This window comes from Curtobacterium sp. MCLR17_042 (assembly GCF_003234695.1).
GTDB lineage: Bacteria > Actinomycetota > Actinomycetes > Actinomycetales > Microbacteriaceae > Curtobacterium > Curtobacterium flaccumfaciens.
On the sequence record NZ_QKTD01000004.1, the window covers coordinates 24244 to 37329 of the forward strand.

The window sequence follows — 13086 nt, forward strand, 5'->3', positions numbered from 1 at the left end:
CCGTCAGTCGCGCCGGGCGCCCTGCGCGGCGTGCACCGTGAACACGTTCGGCTCGCGGAACCCGGCGTCGGCGAAGGCGGCGGTGACGGCGGCGGTGATCGCCCCGCGTGACTCCCGGTCGACCAGCGCGATCGCCGCACCGCCGAACCCACCACCGGTCATGCGCGCACCGACGGCACCGTGCTCGACGGCGGTCGCGACGGCCAGGTCGAGCTCCGGCACGGAGATCTCGAAGTCGTCGCGCATCGACTCGTGCGACGCGACGAGCAGGGAACCGATCGCCCGGGGACCCTGTTCGCGCAGCGTGCGGACGGTGTCGAGGACGCGCTGGTCCTCGGTCACGATGTGCCGTACGCGGCGGAAGGTCTCGTCGTCCAGGAGCTCCTGCGCACGAGGCAGGTCCTCGACGCTGACGTCACGCAGGGCCTCGACACCGAGCACCCGCGCACCCTTCTCGCACGAGGCCCGACGAGCCGCGTAGCCACCGGTCGCGTGGGCGTGCTCGACGCGTGTGTCGATCACCAGGACCTCGAGCCCGTTCGCCTCGAGTGCCAGGTCGACGACGGCGGTGTCGAGCGTGCGGCAGTCGAGGAACACGACGGCGTCCTGCTCGCCGAGCAGCGAGGCGGACTGGTCCATGATGCCGGTGGGGGCACCGACGGCGTGGTTCTCCGAGTACTGCCCGACCCGCGCCAGGGTCTTCCGGTCGAGGCCGAGTTCCCACAGGTCGTTGAACGCCAGCGCGACACCGCACTCGATCGCGGCACTCGACGACAGGCCCGCACCGACCGGCACGTCGGACTCGATGAAGACGTCGAACCCGGTCTTGTCGCTCAGATCGGCACCGGCCTGCTCGCGCAGGGCCCAGGCGATGCCGAAGACGTACGCCGACCAGCCGTCCATGGCCTCGGGCGACAGGTCGTCCAGGGACAGCGCCACCGGGGCGCTCGTGGCGTCGAAGGCGGAGGCGACGCGGATCGTCCGGTCGTCGCGCTGCGCGATGGAGGCGGTGGTGCGACGGTCGATCGCGAAGGGCAGCACGTAGCCGTCGTTGTAGTCGGTGTGCTCACCGATCAGGTTGACGCGACCCGGGGCGGAGTACCGCACCGTCGGCTCGTACCCGTAGACCTGCTGGAACGTCATGCGCGCTCGACTCCCTGTCGGATGAACTCGGCCGCCTTCTCGGGCACGAGGTCCCCGATCCAGGCGCCCATGGCGGCTTCGCTGCCGGCCAGGAACTTCAACTTGTCCGCCGCACGCCGCGGCGAGGTGATCTGCAGCATCAGCCGCACGGTGTCGCGGGCGGTGTGCACCGGTGCCTGGTGCCACGCGGCGATGTACGGCGTCGGGTCGCCGTAGAGCGCGTCGAGCCCACGCGTGAGCCGGAGGTGCATGCGGGCCAGCTCGTCCTTCTCGGCGTCGGTCAGGCCGGCGAAGTCGGGGACGTGGCGGTGCGGCAGCATGTGGATCTCGATGGGCCAGCGCGCGGCGAACGGGACGAAGGCGGTGAAGTGCTCGCCAGCGAGGACGACTCGCTCGGAACCCCGCTCGTTCGCGAGGTGCTGCTCGAACAGGTCCGGACCGAACCGTTCGATGCTCGCGAGCAGGCGCTGGGTGCGCGGTGTGATGTACGGGTACGAGTAGATCTGCCCGTGCGGGTGGTGCAGCGTGACGCCGATCGCCTCGCCCCGGTTCTCGAAGGGGAACACCTGCTGGATGCCCGGCATCGCGGAGAGTGCGGCGGTACGGTCGGCCCAGGCTTCGACGACGGTGCGGGCACGCGACTCGGAGATGGAGGCGAAGGACCCGGAGGTCTCGGGCGAGAAGCACACGACCTCACACCGGCCGACCGAGCGGAGCTGGCGGTTCAGGCCGACGTCGCTCAGGGACTCGAGCGACTCGGGAGCGTCGTCGGCTTCGAGCAGCGGGCCGAACGACGGCGAGCGGTTCTCGAACACGGCGACGTCGTAGCAGCTCGGGATCTCGGACGGGTTGGCCGGGCTCTGGGGCGCGAGCGGGTCCTGGTCGGCCGGCGGCAGGAACACCCGGTTCTGCCGGGACGCCGCGATCGAAACCCACTCGCCCGTCAGGACGTCCTGCCGCATCCGCGCCGTCTCGGGCCGCGGGTCGAGCACGCGCTCGTCGATGCTGCGTTCTGCGGGCAGCGTCGAGTCGGCGTCGTCGAAGTAGAAGAGGTCGCGGCCGTCCGCGAGCTTCGTCACGCGCTTGGTGATCACCGGAACAGCCTAGCGCCCATCCGAAGCGTTGCGAAAGACATCGGAAGCAAGCGAAACTGTGCACATGACGGACGCCGACCTCTCCTTCCTCGCCGGCGCGCTGCCCGCGCCCCTCCGGCAGGACCGCATCGTCGCGATCGTCGAAGGCGCCCCCGGCATGGTCCGGACGGCCGCGTTGGCCGCGTCCCTCGGCACCAGCGAGGTGACGGTCCGCCAGGACCTCGCCGTCCTCGACCAGGAGGCCCGGATCCGGCGGGTGCACGGAGGCGCGGTCCGCCTCGGGGTCGGGTCCACCGAGCGCCCCTTCGAGGAGACCGCCGTCGAGCACCAGGTGGCCAAGGCCGCCATCGGCCGTGCGGCCGCTGCGCTGGTCCGCCCGGGGGAGTGCGTCGTCCTCGACGTCGGCACCACGCCGGCCGCCGTCGCCGAGGCCCTCGTGGCGCGCACCGAGCTCACCGGCGTCACGGTCGTCACGAACTCCCTCACCACGGCGCTCGCGCTCGAGCGAGCCGTTCCGCGCTTCACCGTGATCGTCACCGGCGGCACCCTCCGGCCCCTGCAGCACTCGCTCGTCGCCCCCTTCAACGGGGCGGTCCTGCCGATGATCGCCGCGGACCTCGTGTTCCTCGGCGGGACCGGACTCGACGTCGACCACGGCCTGACGAACGTGAACCTGCCCGAGACCGAGGCCAAGCGGATGCTCGCGGCGACGGCCCGGCGTACGGTCGTGGTCGCGGACGGGTCGAAGTTCGGCCGGGCCCACATCGGGGTCGTCCGCGCGCTCGAGGACATCGACGTCGTCGTCACCGCCGAGGCCGACGCCGCCGCGGTCGCCACGATCCGGGCGGCCGGGGCCCAGGTGATCGTCGCCGACGGCGAGCAGCACACCGAACCAGCCGGAAGGAAGAACACCCCATGACCGCAGCACCCACGGGTGGCCAGTACCGCCTCCACCACGCCGGACCCGACGGGGTCGTCGAAGCCGTGGTCACCGAGGTCGCCGCGGGTATCCGCGAACTCCGCGTCGCCGGCTTCGACATCACCGAGCCGTTCCCCGTGACCGAGCAGCCGCCGGGGGCGAACGGCATCGTCCTGGCGCCCTGGCCGAACCGCGTCGCCGGTGGTGTGTGGGAGCTCGACGGCAAGCGGCAGCAGCTCGACGTCTCGGAGCCGAAGTACGGCAACGCGTCGCACGGACTGCTCCGGTTCGCCCCGTACCGGGTGGTGTCGCAGACCGAGACGTCGATCCAGCAGGAAGCGACGATCCACCCGCAGCACGGGTGGCCCTTCACCCTCGAGACGCGCGTGCTGCACGAACTCGTCGTCGACGGCATCCGCGTCACGCACGAGGTCACGAACCGTTCGGGCGTCCGCGCACCCTTCGCCGTCGGCGCGCACCCGTACCTGCGTGCCGGTGACACCCCCGCCGACGACCTGGTCGTCACGCTCGACGCCGCGACCGCCTTCACCGTCGACGAGCAGAAGGTCCCGAACGGTTCGGTGCCGGTCGAGGGCACGCCGTACGACCTGCGCCAGGGGCGACGTGCCGGGGACTCGGACCTCGACACCGCCTACACGGACGTCACCCCCGACGCCGACGGGATCCGCCGCACGACGATGCACGGGCCCGAGGGCGACGGTGTGGAGCTCTGGCAGGACGCCTCGTTCCCCTACGTGCAGGTCTTCACCTCGCGCGAGTACCCGCGGGGCGACGGGAAGGGCCTCGCCGTCGCGGTCGAACCGATGACGGCACCCGCGAACGCCCTGAACTCGGGCGAGGGCCTGCGCTGGCTCGAGCCGGACGAGACCTGGACCGGTTCGTGGGGGATCCGCCGCGTCTGGTCCTGAGGACTCCGGTCAGCTCGCACCGCTGACACGATGAAGGCCCCGCCGGGCGTCCGGCGGGGCCTTCATCGTTCGTGTCGGACGCCGGGCGTCAACCGCGGCGCATCCGGAGTGCCTCGACCGCGAGGGACTCGGTCGCGTACCGGCCGACCTCGTGCGCCCACGCCGGGTCGTCGCCACGGAGCGCGATGAAGTCCTTGCGCTGCCGGCAGACGTAGCCGAGCACGGCGGTGGCCGTCGCGACCTCGATGAAGTCCTTGCGGATGTGGCGGGTCGTGACCTGGGCGTTGCGGCGGAGCGTGTCGAGCAGGAGCTCGTTGCTCATCGTCGTGTTGGTCGCTGCTGCGAGCTCGACGATGCGGCGCGCGTCACCGGTGGTGCTGGTCTGCGTGGCTTCGATGGGCTCGATCACGGTGTACCCCGTTCGTTCGTGGTGGTGCTGTGCTGCAGGATCCGGTGATCGGATCCGGGAACGACACTATCGGCGGCAGCCCAACAATCCGCTGAGGGCGGGCTGTGGTGGGCAGGGGATCTCCCATGAGCCCGCTGGGGACGGGTTGTACCCCGTTCAGGAGCAGATGGCGTCGCTCAGACGCAGCGGGCGCTGCCGACGGGTGCGCCGAGGGCGTCGAGGGACTCGCTGACGCGGTCCGCCAGGTACTGGTAGCCGGCGTCGTTCGGGTGGCCGCCGTCGACGGCGGAGTACCCCGGGCTGTTGCTCGACGTGAACCACCTGCCGGCGAGGGCGTCGATGTACGGGACACCGGCGGCGGCGGCACCCGCGGAGACCGACGCGGCGACACCGACGGTCGAGTTCGCCCAGGGGAGCGGCGCTGACGGGCCGAGCGCGACGACGACGGCGTCCGGCCAGGTCTGCTGCGCCGTGCGGAGGGTCCGCTCCACCGTGGCGCGGAGGGTGTCCGAGTCGACGAGCCAGTCGTTCTGGCTTCCCTGCACGATCACGAGCTGGGGGTCGAACGCAGCGTGCCGTTCGAGGCGTGGCCCGTACGTGTAGTGCGACGAACCGGTCCGACCGGTGTCGACGTAGCCGGTGCCCGGGTACCCGTCGATCTTGGCCGTCCACCCACGGTCCTCGCTGAGGTCCTGTGCCCAACCGCGGAGTCCGCTGGCCGAGCCCCGACCCGAGGTGTACGAGTCACCCACGATCAGGACGCGCGACCCGGGCTCGATCGCCGCGGCGACGCGGTCGGCCGAGACGCCGGGGGCAGCGACGGCCGAGGCCGAGGTCGACGAGGACACCGGCTGGCAGGCACTCGAGACGCTCGGCAGGATCAGCAGGAGTCCGGAGACCCCGAGCGCCATCGCGCCGAGGGCGAGTGCCGGCACCAGCTTCCGGCGGCGTCGGCGCATCGTCGCCGGGCCGGTGGGGGTGCCCGGCCGCTCGCGCTGCGATCGTCGGCCCATCGAGGACATTCTAGACAGGAGCTAGTGGGTGGGCCCCGTGGGGCTCGAACCCACGACCCTCGGATTAAAAGTCCGGTGCTCTACCAACTGAGCTAGAGGCCCTCACCCGCAAGGCTAGCGGGTGAGGGCCTCCGGGACGGAACCGTCCGACCGGGTCAGCCCCGGCGTCCGGTGAGCGTCCGCAGCAGCCACGCGATGACCGCGATGATCAGCAGCACGATGCCGACGTAGAGCAGGAACTTGAGGCTCGCAGCGAAACCGCCGACGAACAGCAGGATGACTGCGATCACAGCCAGGATGATGAGCAGGGCGTTCATGGAAGATCCTCTCCTTCACGTGCAGGGAGGAGCGCCTCCCTGCCGCAACACGGTACGCGTGGCGCAGCCGTTGCGTTCTGGGCGAACGGGACGCGGGCGTGTCACCGGCCGCGCCTACACTGCTGCGGTGCCTCGCGATCACCACCGTCCCGTCCACTTCACCGACGCCGAGTTCGCCGCCATCCAGGGCGGTGAGGACCCGGCGCTCGTGAACCGTGTCGCGCACGAGACCGCGAACGCCCTGCTGCACCGCGTGCGCGAGGACCCGGACCCGGCCGTGGTCGAGCGGCTCGTCACCTACACCGACGTGCACGGCATCGACGCCATCGCGGAGCTGTGGGCGCGGGTCGGGGCGCACACCCTGCCGGGGGCGCTCTGGCGGGTGTACCTGGTGCGCATCGTCATCCGGCAGAACCCGGAGGAGATCGCGTACCTGTTCGAGCGGGGCACGGCGCAGATCGGCACGATCGACCAGGCGGTCGCGGGTGCCGAGGAACCGACGGGGCCGGCGGAGATCCTGACGCTCGCCGACCGCATCCTGCACGGCCTGTACACGGGCGACCTCGCGGTGGCGCTCGACCGCGGGGCGTCGTTCTGCCGACTGACCGCCGCCGGCGCGACCGCCGTGGCCGACGAGTCCGACCTGGTGGCGTCCGAGCGCGCGAGCGAACTCACGACGCGGGCGCTCCGCCTGACGGAGTTGGCTGCCGACCTGACCGAGGCTGCGGCGCTCTGGCGCCGCGACAGCCTGGACTGAGCGAGCGGCGGGACGGACCCGCACCGGGCCTCCAGGCCAGGATGCGCAGCAGCGCGATGCCGCGCACGGCCAGGACCGCGCAGCAGCGCGATGACGCGCCAGGCCAAGGGCCGCGCAGCAGAAAACCCGGACGTGACCGCGTCCGGGCACAAAAAGACCGGGCCGCAGAAGCGCCTCTCGGCGCGAGGCCGCTCGAAGCGGCGAATTTTGGAGCCCGGGGCTTGCTGCGGCCCGGCGAGACCAAGTCTACGAGACGTCGGCTGATCACTCGACCCTGTTCACTCATGGTGGACAGAACCGGCCCCGGGCGTGCCCGCGCGCACCCCTGTGCGGGCCCGCCGCGCCCATCCCGCCGAGAAATCCCGACCCCCATCCAATCCACAGCGGGGACCGCACCGAATCATCTGCGTGACGGACGGAATGCCCGTCACGAAGCGAGAGGCCCGGTGTGACCCGGACCGGCACCGCCGGTCAATTCCCTGTGGGTCACGCCGGCCCCTCGTCTCGACCGCCCATGCGGAGGCTTCGTGCTACCCGCCTGGTCAACGAAAGCAACCGAGAGGAGGGAAACCTGCAATGCTTGCCCTCGTGGATAGCGACACCGAACGCTGGAGCTCGTCAGAGCCAGCTCAGGCATCGCCGGACGACCTCCTCGCCCGGGTCGCCGCCGGTGACCAAGCCGCCTTCGCGGACCTCTACGACGCACTCTCCGGTCGTGTCCTCGGTCTGATCACGCGCCTCCTCCGGGACCGCGCGCAGTCGGAAGAGGTCACGCAGGAGGTCTTCCTGGAGGTCTGGCAGCAGGCCACCCGCTTCGACCGGAAGCGTGGGACGGCCGCCAGCTGGGTCCTCACCATGGCCCACCGCCGAGCGGTCGACCGGGTCCGTGCCTCGCAGTCGTCGCACGACCGCGACACCAAGATCGGCATCCGCGACCTCGAGGCCGGTTTCGACCAGGTCTCCGAGTCCGTGGAGATCCGCATCGAGCACGAGCGCGTCGGCCGAGCGCTGGCGAAGCTCACCGAGTTCCAGCGGCAGGCCGTGCAACTCGCGTACTACGGCGGCTACTCGCACAGCGAGATGGCCGAACACCTCGGTGTCCCCATCGGCACCGTCAAGACCCGTCTCCGTGACGGGATGATCCGACTCCGAGACGAGATGGGGGTGACCTCATGACCGAACGCCACGACGACCCCGCACTGATGACGGGTTCCCACGCACTCGACGCGCTGTCCGACGACGAGCGCGCGCTCCTCGAGGACGCCCTCCGGACGTCCCCCGAGCTGCAGGCCGAGAACGACTCGCTGCGCGAGACCGCGCTGCAGCTCGCCTACGCCGTCGCACCGATCGAGCCCCCCGCGTCGCTGAAGGCGTCGCTGCTGGCCCGGATCGCGACGACCCCCCAGGCTGCGCCCCTCGCCGACACGACGGTCGACCATGCCCCGGTCGCCGAGACCACCTCCGTCCAGGAGGCCCGTCCCGAGCCCGCCAGGCACGTCGCCTCGATCGCCGACGGCCCCACCGCCGGTGGCCGGGCATCGTCCGAGGCTCGCCGCCGCTGGTTCCAGCGTCCGGCGGTCATGCTGACGGCCGCAGCCGCCGTCGCCGCGGTCTTCTTCGGCGGACTCGGCGTCGGGTCGATCTTCGACCCGAACGGCTCCGGCACCGGCACGACGCAGGCCTCGAGCGGCCTGGACCGCATCTACGCCGCCTCGGACTTCCAGCGCACCACGACCAAGGTCGCGGGCGGCGGTTCGGCGACGGTCGTGTGGTCGAACGACCTCGGCAAGTCCGCGGTGATCCTCGACGGTGTCGAGCAGGCACCGAAGGGCAAGACGTACGAGCTCTGGTACATCGGCTCCGAGGAGCAGGGCGGCACCATCAAGTCGGCCGGCCTGGTCGACGGTGCGGCCGACGGCGTGCACTCCGCCGTGCTCAAGGGCGCGATGTCCGAGGGTGCGACGATCGGCATGACGGTCGAGCCCGAGGGCGGTTCCGAGCAGCCGACCACCTCGCCGATCATGGCGGTCCCCACCACCACGGCCTGACGCCTCGGGCGGTCCTGCTGGACCGTCACCGACGCAGAACGACGAAGCCGCTGTCACACGACAGCGGCTTCGTCGTTCTGCGTCCGCACGGCTCTCAGGCGCAACCACGAAGGCCCGGTGCGCGTCCGTGGCGGACGTGCACCGGGCCTCCAGGCCGTCCGTCAGTGCGACGGACGGATGCCGATCAACCGAAGCGGCCCGAGACGTAGTCCTCGGTGGCCTGCACGGACGGGTTCGAGAACATCGTCGCGGTGTCGTCGAACTCGATGAGCTTGCCGGGGGCGCCGGTACCGGCGATGTTGAAGAACGCCGTCTTGTCGCTGACGCGCGACGCCTGCTGCATGTTGTGGGTCACGATCACGATCGTGAACTCCTTCTTGAGCTCCTCGATCAGGTCCTCGATGGCGAGGGTCGAGATCGGGTCGAGGGCCGAGCAGGGCTCGTCCATCAGGAGCACGTCCGGCTCGACCGCGATCGCGCGGGCGATGCAGAGACGCTGCTGCTGCCCACCGGACAGACCCATGCCGGGCTTGTCGAGGCGGTCCTTGACCTCGTTCCACAGGTTCGCACCCTGCAGCGAGCGCTCGACGATGTCGTCGGCCTCGGAGCGGGAGACGCGCTTGTTGTTGAGCTTCACGCCCGCCAGCACGTTGTCGCGGATCGACATCGTGGGGAACGGGTTCGGACGCTGGAAGACCATGCCGACCTGACGACGGACGAGCACGGGGTCGACGCCGGCGCCGTACAGGTCGTCGCCGTCGATCTTGACCGATCCCTCGACCCATGCGCCGGGGATGACCTCGTGCATGCGGTTCAGGGTGCGGAGGAAGGTGGACTTGCCGCAGCCCGACGGGCCGATGAAGGCCGTGACGGTGCGGGGCTCGATGGTGATGTCGACACCCTCGACCGCCTTGAACTTCGAGTAGTAGACGTTGAGGCCGTCGACCTCGATGCGCTTGGACACGTTGATCCTTCTGGGTGGGTGGTGTCGCTGGTTCCGCGGGGGCGGAGGGTCAGCGGCTGAGCTTGGGGGCGAAGAGACGGGTGATGAACCGGGCGAGCAGGTTGAGCAGCATCACGATCAGGATGAGCACGAGGGCCGCGGTCCAGGCCCGGTCGACGAACGGCACCGGGTTGGCGCCCTGCTGCGAGTACTGCGTGTACGCGTACACCGGCAGGGTCATCATCGGGTCACGGAACAGGTTGTAGTTCATGCTCGCGGTGAAGCCGGCCGTGACGAGCAGCGGGGCGGTCTCACCGATGACGCGGGCGATCGAGAGCATGACGCCGGTGGTGATGCCGGCGAGGCTGGTGGGGAGCACGACCTTGAGGATCGTGAGGTACTTCGGCACCCCGAGGGCGTACGAGGCCTCGCGGAGTTCCATCGGGACGATCTTCAGCACCTCTTCGGTGGAGCGCACGACGATCGGGATCATCAGCACCGACAGGGCGACGGAGCCGACCAGGCCGAAGCGGGCACCCGGGCCGAGGAACAGCGCGAAGAGCGCGTAGGCGAACAGACCGGCGACGATCGACGGGATGCCCGTCATGACGTCGACGAAGAACGTGATGCCCTTCGCCAGTGCGCCGCGACCGTACTCGACGAGGTAGATCGAGGTGAGCAGGCCGATCGGCACCGAGATGAGCGCCGCGAACAGCGTGATCTCGAGCGTGCCGATGAGGGCGTGGACCGCGCCGCCGCCCTCGGAGATGACCCCGCGCATCGAGTACGAGAAGAAGTTCGCGTCGAAGCGGGCGACGCCCTTGGCGATGACCGTCCAGAGCAGCGACACCAGCGGCAGGACCGCGATGACGAACGCCGTGATGACGAGCGAGGTGACCAGGCGGTCGACCGCCTTGCGGCCGCCCTCGACGATGCGCGAGATGACGACGATGAGGACGTCGAACAGGACCGTGCCGAGGAAGATCGCAGCGACGACGTTGAAGTCCTTGACGGCGCCACCCGCGTTGAGCAGCGCGAAGACCAGGACGAGGGCGACCCAGCTGCCGACCAGGAGCAGCCACGGGACGGAGGCGTGCAGCTTGCCGTTGGCGTAGACGTTGCCGGCGGTGCCGGTCTGACGGAGCGCGAGGGACATCGGGTGCGACCTCTCAGCTGACTCGGCTGCGGACGATGTACCGCGCGAGCATGTTGATGACCAGGGTGATGACGAAGAGGATCAGACCCGACGCGATGAGCGCGTTCAGGGCCGTGCCGGATGCCTCGGCGAACTGCAGGGCGATGTTCGCGGCGATCGTCGAGGGGTTCTGCGACGTCAGCATCTGGAACGTGACGTTCGTCGAGACCGACAGCACCAGTGCGATCGCCATCGTCTCGCCGAGTGCACGACCGAGGCCGAGCATGATCGCGGAGACGATGCCGGACTTCGCGAACGGCAGGACCGACAGGCGGATCATCTCCCAGCGGGTCGCGCCGAGGGCCAGGGCCGCTTCCTCGTTGAGGGTCGGGGCCTGCAGGAAGATCTCACGCATGACCGCGGTCATGATCGGGATCGCCATGACGGCGAGGACGATCGACGCGGTCAGGATCGTGCGGCCGGTGCCGGACACCTGGCCGGAGAACAGCGGGAACCAGCCGATGTACTCGTTCAGGAAGACGTAGAACGGCTTCACCAGGGGCGCCAGCACGGCGATGCCCCAGAGGCCGTAGACGACCGACGGCACCGCGGCCAGCAGGTCGATCACGTAGCCGAGGACCGGCGCGAGTCGACGCGGCGCGAAGTGCGAGATGAAGAGGGCGATCCCGAGGGACAGCGGCACGGCGATCACGAGCGCGATGAGCGCGGACCAGACGGTGCCGAAGACCAGGGGGCCGACGAAGTCCCAGAAGTTCGTGGCCTTGCCCGGCAGCTCGCCGACCTTGGCGGAGAAGGCCGGGATGCTCTGCCAGACGAGGAACGCGGCGACGAGCACGAGCACGAAGAGGATGAGGCCGCCGGCGATGACCGAGGCGGCGGAGAAGACGCGGTCGCCGACACGGACGACGGGCTTCGGCTTGGTCGGGGTGACGGTGGCCCCTGGCTGGGCCGGTGCGGTCGTCATGGGGTACTCCTGTCGGAGGAACGCCGGGGGAGGCGACGGGTTCTGGGGTGGTGGTGCGCGTCCAGGTGGGGTCCTGGACGGCTGAGGGCCCGGACGCCGGTCGTGTGGGTGGGACCGGCGTCCGGGCGCTCAGGGGGCCTTACTTGATGGAAGCGACCGCGTCCTTGGCCTTCGACGCGAGGTCGGAGGAGAGGGCGGCCGACTTGGCCTCCTTGGCAGCGGCGTCCTGAGCGGCGCTCGAGACGACGTAGTCGAGGTAGCCCTTCACGAGCTCGGCCTTGTCGGCGTCCTTGTACTCCTGGCACGCGATGGCGTAGGAGACGAGGACCAGCGGCCAGGCACCGTCAGCGGTGTCCTTGCGGTCGATGTCGATCGCGAGGTCGTTGTCCTCACGGCCGGTCGCGATCTTCGAGTCGGCGACGACCTGCGCGGCACCGTCGGCCGAGATCTCGGTCGCCTTGTCGCCGACCATCAGCTTCGCGCGGTCGAGGTCACCCGCACCGGAGTCATCGATGTAGGTGATGGCGTTGGTGGCGTTGCCCATCGCGGAGGCGACACCGGAGGTGCCCTTCGCGCTGTCACCGACCGAGTACGGGAAGGTCTGGCTGGGCTCTTCGGTCCAGACGTCCGAGGCGTTCGCGGAGACGTACTCCGAGAAGTTCTGCGTGGTGCCCGAGTCGTCGGAGCGGTGGACGACCGTGATGTCGGCGTCCGGCAGCTTCGCGTCCTTGTTCAGGTCGGCGATCTCGGAGTCGTCCCACTTGGTGATCTTGCCCGAGAAGATGCCCGCGATGGTCTTCGCGTCGAGGGTCAGGTCGCTGACGCCGTCGACCTTGTACGCGATGGCGATCGGGGAGATGTAGACGGGGATGTCGATGCCCTTGGTGTCCGCCTTGCAGGACTCGAACTTGCCCGAGAGCTCCTCGTCCTTCAGCGCGGCGTCCGAGCCGGCGAAGTCCGCGGCACCCGACATGAAGTTCTCGCGGCCGGCGCCCGAGCCGTCCGGGGTGTAGTTCACGGTGACGCCCGAGGCCTCGTTCTGGAAACCGGCGGCCCAGGTGGCCTGCGCGGTCTGCTGTGCCGACGAGCCGGAGCCGGTCAGGGTGCCGGAGAGCTTCGAGTAGTCGCTGCCGCTGGTGGAGGAGGACTCGGTGCTGCCCGCGTCCTCGTTTGCCGCGCACGAGGAGAGCACGACTGCGCCGGCGATCGCGATTGCTGCGATCGAACCGATTCGCTTGATGTTCACAGGGGTCCCTTCGGGAATGGAATGCAGTGGGACCACTGCGGTCCCTGGGCCGGTGCCGACCCGGGAGTGACTGTAGGGACGCGAGGTGACCGCAATCACCCCCGCTGGTGAACGGGAGGTGAACGAGGGGTTGTCCACGTCGGGGCGG

The 13086-nt window shown here is 70.1% G+C and carries 14 protein-coding genes and 1 tRNA gene; 5 read left to right on the forward strand and 10 right to left on the reverse strand.

Going from position 1 to position 13086, the window contains the following annotated elements:
• Positions 1-3 precede the first annotated feature (3 nt).
• Positions 4-1143, reverse strand: a complete 1140-nt coding sequence (gene galK, locus DEJ02_RS05825) for a galactokinase (protein ID WP_111032316.1) — start codon at positions 1141-1143, stop codon at positions 4-6.
• On the reverse strand, positions 1140-2237 hold the full coding sequence (gene galT / locus DEJ02_RS05830; RefSeq protein WP_111032317.1) for a galactose-1-phosphate uridylyltransferase: 1098 nt from the start codon (positions 2235-2237) through the stop codon (positions 1140-1142). The genes galK and galT overlap by 4 nt, the downstream gene beginning before the upstream one ends.
• 64 nt (positions 2238-2301) lie before the next feature.
• Here galT and DEJ02_RS05835 point away from each other — a divergent pair, with 64 nt between their 5' ends.
• Both DEJ02_RS05835 and DEJ02_RS05840 read left to right on the forward strand, forming a co-directional pair.
• On the forward strand, positions 2302-3156 hold the full coding sequence (locus DEJ02_RS05835; protein WP_111032318.1) for a DeoR/GlpR family DNA-binding transcription regulator: 855 nt from the start codon (positions 2302-2304) through the stop codon (positions 3154-3156).
• On the forward strand, positions 3153-4085 hold the full coding sequence (locus DEJ02_RS05840; protein ID WP_111032319.1) for an aldose 1-epimerase family protein: 933 nt from the start codon (positions 3153-3155) through the stop codon (positions 4083-4085). Before DEJ02_RS05835 ends, DEJ02_RS05840 begins: the two co-directional genes overlap by 4 nt.
• 88 nt (positions 4086-4173) lie before the next feature.
• Here the strand turns inward: DEJ02_RS05840 and DEJ02_RS05845 are convergent, their stop codons facing one another.
• The 4 genes from DEJ02_RS05845 to DEJ02_RS18280 form a co-directional block, all read right to left on the reverse strand.
• Positions 4174-4494, reverse strand: coding sequence for a hypothetical protein (locus tag DEJ02_RS05845; protein ID WP_027466636.1), 321 nt, complete (start codon positions 4492-4494; stop codon positions 4174-4176).
• A gap of 176 nt (positions 4495-4670) precedes the next feature.
• Entirely contained in the window at positions 4671-5507 is an 837-nt protein-coding gene (locus DEJ02_RS05850; RefSeq protein WP_181433049.1) for an SGNH/GDSL hydrolase family protein, read from the reverse strand.
• A 29-nt stretch (positions 5508-5536) separates the two neighbouring features.
• Positions 5537-5609, reverse strand: a tRNA-Lys gene (locus DEJ02_RS05855).
• 53 nt (positions 5610-5662) lie between these two features.
• Positions 5663-5824 carry a hypothetical protein gene (locus DEJ02_RS18280; RefSeq protein ID WP_017888098.1) on the reverse strand — a complete coding sequence of 54 codons (162 nt, stop codon included), beginning with the start codon at positions 5822-5824 and terminating at the stop codon, positions 5663-5665.
• A 127-nt stretch (positions 5825-5951) separates the two neighbouring features.
• On the opposite strand from DEJ02_RS18280, the gene DEJ02_RS05860 reads away from it, so the two are divergent.
• The 3 genes from DEJ02_RS05860 to DEJ02_RS05870 all read left to right on the forward strand — a co-directional run bounded on the left by DEJ02_RS05860 (position 5952) and on the right by DEJ02_RS05870 (position 8629).
• On the forward strand, positions 5952-6581 hold the full coding sequence (locus DEJ02_RS05860) for a hypothetical protein (RefSeq protein WP_027466634.1): 630 nt from the start codon (positions 5952-5954) through the stop codon (positions 6579-6581).
• A gap of 576 nt (positions 6582-7157) precedes the next feature.
• Positions 7158-7757, forward strand: a complete 600-nt coding sequence (gene sigK / locus DEJ02_RS05865; RefSeq protein WP_027466633.1) for an ECF RNA polymerase sigma factor SigK — start codon at positions 7158-7160, stop codon at positions 7755-7757.
• The gene (locus DEJ02_RS05870) at positions 7754-8629 is read left to right on the forward strand and encodes an anti-sigma factor domain-containing protein (protein WP_111032321.1); all 876 of its coding nucleotides are present in this window, start codon (positions 7754-7756) and stop codon (positions 8627-8629) included. Before sigK ends, DEJ02_RS05870 begins: the two co-directional genes overlap by 4 nt.
• A gap of 184 nt (positions 8630-8813) precedes the next feature.
• Here DEJ02_RS05870 and pstB read toward each other — a convergent pair whose 3' ends face one another.
• From pstB to pstS, 4 genes are all read right to left on the reverse strand, one after another.
• Positions 8814-9593 (reverse strand): phosphate ABC transporter ATP-binding protein PstB, encoded by a 780-nt coding sequence (gene pstB, locus DEJ02_RS05875; protein WP_027466631.1) that lies wholly within the window; start codon positions 9591-9593, stop codon positions 8814-8816.
• 49 nt (positions 9594-9642) lie between these two features.
• On the reverse strand, positions 9643-10728 hold the full coding sequence (gene pstA, locus DEJ02_RS05880; RefSeq protein ID WP_111024123.1) for a phosphate ABC transporter permease PstA: 1086 nt from the start codon (positions 10726-10728) through the stop codon (positions 9643-9645).
• A 13-nt stretch (positions 10729-10741) separates the two neighbouring features.
• Positions 10742-11692 (reverse strand): phosphate ABC transporter permease subunit PstC, encoded by a 951-nt coding sequence (gene pstC / locus DEJ02_RS05885; protein WP_071404716.1) that lies wholly within the window; start codon positions 11690-11692, stop codon positions 10742-10744.
• A gap of 139 nt (positions 11693-11831) precedes the next feature.
• Positions 11832-12938: a phosphate ABC transporter substrate-binding protein PstS gene (gene pstS / locus DEJ02_RS05890; protein ID WP_071404717.1), complete on the reverse strand. Its 1107-nt coding sequence runs from the start codon at positions 12936-12938 to the stop codon at positions 11832-11834.
• Between the last annotated feature and the right edge of the window lie 148 nt (positions 12939-13086).

Coding starts and splice junctions, on each gene's coding strand:
- galK (WP_111032316.1), bottom strand. CDS start 1,143: ATGACGTTCCAGCAGGTCTACGGGTACGAGCCGACGGTGCGGTACTCC.
- DEJ02_RS05835 (WP_111032318.1), top strand. CDS start 2,302: ATGACGGACGCCGACCTCTCCTTCCTCGCCGGCGCGCTGCCCGCGCCC.
- DEJ02_RS05840 (WP_111032319.1), top strand. CDS start 3,153: ATGACCGCAGCACCCACGGGTGGCCAGTACCGCCTCCACCACGCCGGA.
- DEJ02_RS05850 (WP_181433049.1), bottom strand. CDS start 5,507: ATGGGCCGACGATCGCAGCGCGAGCGGCCGGGCACCCCCACCGGCCCG.
- DEJ02_RS18280 (WP_017888098.1), bottom strand. CDS start 5,824: ATGAACGCCCTGCTCATCATCCTGGCTGTGATCGCAGTCATCCTGCTG.
- sigK (WP_027466633.1), top strand. CDS start 7,158: ATGCTTGCCCTCGTGGATAGCGACACCGAACGCTGGAGCTCGTCAGAG.
- DEJ02_RS05870 (WP_111032321.1), top strand. CDS start 7,754: ATGACCGAACGCCACGACGACCCCGCACTGATGACGGGTTCCCACGCA.
- pstA (WP_111024123.1), bottom strand. CDS start 10,728: ATGTCCCTCGCGCTCCGTCAGACCGGCACCGCCGGCAACGTCTACGCC.
- pstC (WP_071404716.1), bottom strand. CDS start 11,692: ATGACGACCGCACCGGCCCAGCCAGGGGCCACCGTCACCCCGACCAAG.